Origin of the sequence: Mesorhizobium sp. M7A.F.Ca.CA.003.01.2.1, from assembly GCF_003998945.1 — a bacterium.
GTDB lineage: Bacteria > Pseudomonadota > Alphaproteobacteria > Rhizobiales > Rhizobiaceae > Mesorhizobium > Mesorhizobium ciceri.
The window spans coordinates 1-5,083 of the sequence record NZ_RZRA01000361.1 but is presented as its reverse complement, the minus strand read 5'-3'; the positions used below and the strand labels follow the sequence as shown (position 1 = coordinate 5,083).

Genomic DNA, 5,083 nt, shown 5'->3' with positions numbered 1-5,083 from the left:
GTGCCGGTCTGGATCCTCGGCTCCAGCCTCTACGGCGCGCAGCTTGCCGCCATGCTCGGCCTGCCCTATGCCTTCGCCTCGCATTTCGCGCCGGCGGATCTGGATCACGCGCTGGATGTCTACCGCTCGCGCTTCCAACCCTCCGAGCACCTCGACAAGCCGCATGTCATGCTTGGCCTCAACGTCTTTGCCGCGCCCACCGATGCCGAGGCTCGTTTGCTGTTCACCTCGCTGCAACAGGCTTTCGTCAATCTGCGCACCGGCCGGGCCGGACGGCTGCCGCCACCTGTCGAGAACTATGACCGCGATCTCGATCCGATGGCAAAGACCATGCTGGGCCAGGCATTGTCCTGCGCCGTCGTCGGCTCCCCGGAAACGGTGCGGCAAGGCATCGATGCTTTCGTGCGCCGCACCGGCGCCGACGAGCTGATGGTCACCGCGCAGATTTTTGATCATGCGGCGCGGGTGCGGTCGTTCGAGATCCTGGCCGAGGCGCACAAATCGCTGTCGCAGGCGGCCTGACAAGTTCTGGTACGATATATGCTGGGCGAAAAACTATGCGCTCACGCTCTGCGCAATCGCCCCGAGCGGGCGGCATGAATTGCGGATCATCAGCCGGCCCTTGAGCAAAAGCTTGCGCGGCGGCGCGTCCCTGTTGCCGGCGAGACGGTCGAGAAGCAGATTGGCCGCCTGTTCGCCGATCGCCTGCACCGGCTGCGCGACGGTGGTCAGCTGCGGCTGAAACACGTCGGACCATGGAAAGTCGTCGAAGCAGGCAACTGAAATGTCTTCCGGGCAGGACAGGCCGATGTCGCGGATCGCCTTCATGGTGCCGATCACCATCGGGTTGTTGGCCGAGAAGATCGCGCTTGGCCGATCGTGCGAGGACAGCATCTGCATGGTCGCGTTGTAGCCGTCGATCTCGTGGAAATTGCCGAAGCGGATCAGCTCCTCCGCGATCGGCAGGCCGGCGGCGTGAAGCGCCTCGCGATATCCCGCCATGCGGTCATGCATCGGCGAAATGTCCGACGTGCCGGTGATGTAACCGATGCGCCGGTGGCCGAGATTGATCAGATAGGTGATGGCGTCGAACACCGCGCGCTGGTTGTCCAGCACCACGGCATCGGTGTCGACGCCTTTGCAGATACGATCGAGCAGCACCACCGGCACGTTGGCGTCGTCGACGATCCGCTTGAGGATCGCGCCGTCGCCGACGCGCGCCACGATCAGCCCGTCGACCATGCGGTCGAGCAGCAGCTTGATCTGATCGTCCTGGGTGTTCAAATCCTCGTCCGTGCAGCACAGCATGACGGCATAGCCGGCCCGGTCGAAGGCCTGCTGGATGACCGAGACGACATCGGTGAAGAATGGGTTGGTGATGTGCGGCACGGTCAGTCCGATCGTGCGGGTCGTGCCCATCTTCAGGCTGCGGGCGATCGCGTTGCGCTTGTAGCCGATATCGCGGATCGCCTGTTCGATGCGCTGGCTAAGCTCCGGACTGACCGTCGCCGTGCCATTGATCAGCGCCGAAACGGTGGCGACAGAAACACGCGCCGCTTCAGCCACATGAAGCATGGTGGGCGCGGTGGATTTCCGGTGTTTTTTTTGCCCTGATGCTGTCATTTTCGAAACGTTTCGCCACCCTTGCCGGCCAATACGTACGGAATCCTGTCCTTTTTAGCAAGAATCGAAATGCAGTAAACATGCGGTACCTCATATCAGCTTGACATGATCGAAACGTTTAGATTAGCGTTTGCGGGAAGTTGACGACGACGGAAGGGAGGCCGCCATTGTCATGCGAGAGAGCAGTTCCCTTTCCCCGCAGCACGGCGCTGCCGATCGGTCGGACACCGTTCTGAGCGCCGAGCATATTTCCAAGAGCTTCGGCGGCATCGCCGCCCTGGTCGATGTCGGCTTCGAGCTGCGGCGCGGCGAGGTTCATGCCTTGATGGGCGAGAACGGCGCCGGCAAGTCGACGCTGGTGAAGATCCTCTCCGGCGTCTACACCGGCTATGAAGGCACGGTCAGCGTCGATGGCCACCCTGTCAATTTCGCTGGCGTACGCGACGCCGAGGATGCCGGCATTGCCATCATTCATCAGGAGCTCAACCTGGTGCCCGAACTCAGCGTCGCCGACAACATCTTCCTTGGCCGCGAGAAGCTGATCGCCGGGCTGATTGTCGACCGCAAGGCAAGCAGCCGCGCGGCGGGCGCTTTGTTGCAGCGGCTCGGCATCGAGCTCGATCCGCAAGCCCGCGTCGGTGCCCTGCGTGTCGGCGAGCAGCAGCTGGTCGAGATCGCCAAGGCGCTGTCGATGTCGGCACGCATCCTGATCATGGACGAGCCGACCTCGGCGCTGTCGCCGGCCGAATGCCAGCGGCTGTTCCGCATCATCCGCCAGCTTGCCGAGAGCGGTGTCGCCATCGTCTACATCTCGCACCGCATCGACGAGGTCATGCATCTGGCCAGCCGCGTCACCGTGTTTCGCGACGGCCGCCATGTACTGACCGAGCCGATGGCCAGGCTGGACGAAGATGCGATCATTTCGGCGATGGTCGGACGCAACCTGCTCGCTTCCTCCCAGGAAGAGCGCCACTCCGGCGGCAACATTGTGCTTTCGGTCGAAAACCTGTCGCTGTCGAAGCCCGATGCGCATGGCTGGCGCACGGTGATCGACGGCGTTGGCTTCGATCTTGCCGCCGGAGAGATCCTCGGCATTGGCGGGCTGCTGGGTTCGGGCCGAACCGAGATCCTGGAGGCGATCTTCGGCTCGAGCGATGGCCGCACCGGTGGCGAAATCCAGGTCGACGGCCGGCCTGTGGATATCCGTTCGCCCCGCGACGCAAGGCGGCTGGGCATTGCACTGGTCACCGAGGACCGCAAGACGCAAGGCCTGCATCTGCAGGCTTCGATCGCAGACAATGTCGCGCTGCCGCTGGTCGGGTCGCTGGCCCGCTTCGGCATCCGCTCGCTGGCCGCCGAGCAGGGGCTGGCGCGGCAGGCGGTCAAGGCGCTCGGCATCCGCTGCCGGGACATCGACCAGCCTGCCGGCACGCTGTCCGGCGGCAACCAGCAGAAGGTCGTCATCGGCAAGTGGCTGGCGACCAGGCCAAGGGTGCTGTTGCTGGACGAGCCGACGCGCGGCATCGATGTCGGCGCCAAACGCGAGATCTACGACCTGATCTTCAAGCTGGCGCGCGATGGACTGGCCATCTCCGTCATCAGCTCCGAACTGCCGGAGCTTTTGCATCTCTCCGACCGCATCCTGGTGATGGCCGATGGCCGCCAGACAGGCATTCTTTCCCGCGATGCGGCCAGCGAGGAGGCCATCATGCGTCTCGCCGCCCCGCGCAGGACCATATCGAGACCAGCCGCATGACTGCCCTGAAACTCCTGTCCCGTACCAAGCTCTATTGGGGCCTGATCGCCATCTTCCTGATCGGCGTGCTGGGCTCGCCGATGAGTTCCAAGGGCAACAACATCTTCCTCTCCTACGGCAACCTGCTCGACGTGCTGCGCCAGGTCTCGACCACCGGGCTGATCGCCACCGGCATGACGGCTGTCATCATCACCGGCGGCATCGATCTCTCCGTCGGCTCGCTGATGGCCATCTGCTCGGTGGTCTGTGCCATGCTGCTGACGGTCCCAGGCGTGACGCCGGGCGTCGTGCTGGGCGTGCCGACCGTCGCGCTGGTGGCGCTTTGCCTCGGTTTCGTCGTCACCCGCTTCATCTTCCAGAACCTGGCAAAGTCCCGTGCCGGCGCCGATCTCGTCCGCGAGATCAGGCTGGACGGGATTCGCGGCCTGATCACGCCCGCCGTCGTCGGCGTGGTCTTGTGCTGCCTGTCGCTGTGGTTTCTGCTGCCGCAGATCGAGCCGAAATTCGGCGTGCTCGGCGTGCTGCTGGTGGCGCCGTGCGTTGGTTTGCTGTTCGGCGCGCTCAACGGCTTCATCATCGTTGCCGGACGGCTGCAGCCCTTCATCGTCACCCTGGCTATGATGGTGACGGCGCTCGGCATCGCACGGCTGACCGCCGGCCAGAACAATGCGGTGCTGCCGGTCTATACCGGCTCCAACGCCACCGCCGATTTCGAGATCCTGCGCTCGCTGGTGTTCGGCATCATCCCGATGCCGGGCCTGTTCTTCCTCGGCGCCATCGTGATCTACGGCGCGGTGCTGCGCTTCACGCCGTTCGGCCGCTATGTCTATGCCATCGGCGGCAACGAGGAGGCGGCGCGCCTCTCCGGCATCGCCGCCGGCCGCGTCAAGATCGCCACCTATGCCGTCTCCGGGCTGCTCGCCGGCATTGCCGCCGTGCTCTATGTCGCGCAGTACCGGCAAGGCAAGCCGGATGCCGGCGCCGGGCTGGAGCTCGACGCCATTGCCGCTGTGGTCATAGGCGGCACCAGCCTGATGGGCGGGCGCGGCAGCCTCATCGGCACGTTCTGCGGCGTGCTGATCTTCGGTCTGCTCTCCAACATCCTGCAGCTCCACAACATCAATTCGAACCTTCAGCTGGTGCTGAAGGGGATGATCATCATCGGCACCGTGCTCGTGCAGGAGCGCAATGCCGGTGATCTCCTGGCCTATCTGCGCCTGCCCGGCGGGCAATCGGCGCACAAGGAAACGGCCGCGGCAAAGCGGCCGTCGCAAGAGACACCGTCTCTCAATCTCGGAGGAAACAAAAAATGAAACGACGTGACATGCTGAAGCTTGCCGCCGTGACCGCGGCACTGCTGACCACCACCGCGCTGCTGACCACCGGCAATGCCTATGCCCAGGACAAGAAGTGGAAGATCGGCTTCTCGCAGGTGACGACCATCGAGCCCTGGCGCGCGCAGTTCAACAAGGACATCCTGGCCGAAGCCGCCAAGCACCCCGAGGTCGAGCTGATCATCACCGACGGCGAGGACAAGACCGAAAAGCAGGTCGCCGATGTCGAGAACCTGATCCGCCAGGAGGTCGATGCGCTGTTGGTGTCACCGAAGGAATCGGCCGGCCTGACCGGCGTCGTGCAGCAGGCGATCGACGCCAAGATCCCGGTCTTCGTGCTCGACCGCAATGTCGACACCAAGGACTACAC

Annotated in this window: 5 protein-coding genes; 4 read left to right on the top strand and 1 reads right to left on the bottom strand. The window is 64.1% G+C overall.

Annotated elements, in window-relative coordinates; genetic code table 11:
- The coding region (locus tag EN969_RS16070; RefSeq protein WP_127419237.1) for an MsnO8 family LLM class oxidoreductase at positions 1–522 on the top strand (522 nt) is incomplete at its 5' end.
- Between the two features lie 33 nt (positions 523–555).
- On the opposite strand, the gene EN969_RS16065 is transcribed toward EN969_RS16070, so the two are convergent.
- A complete protein-coding gene (locus EN969_RS16065) occupies positions 556–1,575 on the bottom strand; it encodes a LacI family DNA-binding transcriptional regulator (protein ID WP_013528458.1) in 1,020 nt (339 codons plus the stop codon).
- 220 nt (positions 1,576–1,795) lie between these two features.
- Here EN969_RS16065 and EN969_RS16060 point away from each other — a divergent pair, with 220 nt between their 5' ends.
- The 3 genes from EN969_RS16060 to EN969_RS16050 form a co-directional block, all read left to right on the top strand.
- On the top strand, positions 1,796–3,379 hold the full coding sequence (locus tag EN969_RS16060) for a sugar ABC transporter ATP-binding protein (RefSeq protein WP_063169732.1): 1,584 nt from the start codon (positions 1,796–1,798) through the stop codon (positions 3,377–3,379).
- Positions 3,376–4,692, top strand: a complete 1,317-nt coding sequence (locus EN969_RS16055; RefSeq protein WP_013528456.1) for an ABC transporter permease — start codon at positions 3,376–3,378, stop codon at positions 4,690–4,692. Before EN969_RS16060 ends, EN969_RS16055 begins: the two co-directional genes overlap by 4 nt.
- A partial coding sequence (locus tag EN969_RS16050; protein WP_164758288.1) for a substrate-binding domain-containing protein occupies positions 4,689–5,083 on the top strand: 395 nt, incomplete at its 3' end. The genes EN969_RS16055 and EN969_RS16050, both read left to right, overlap by 4 nt.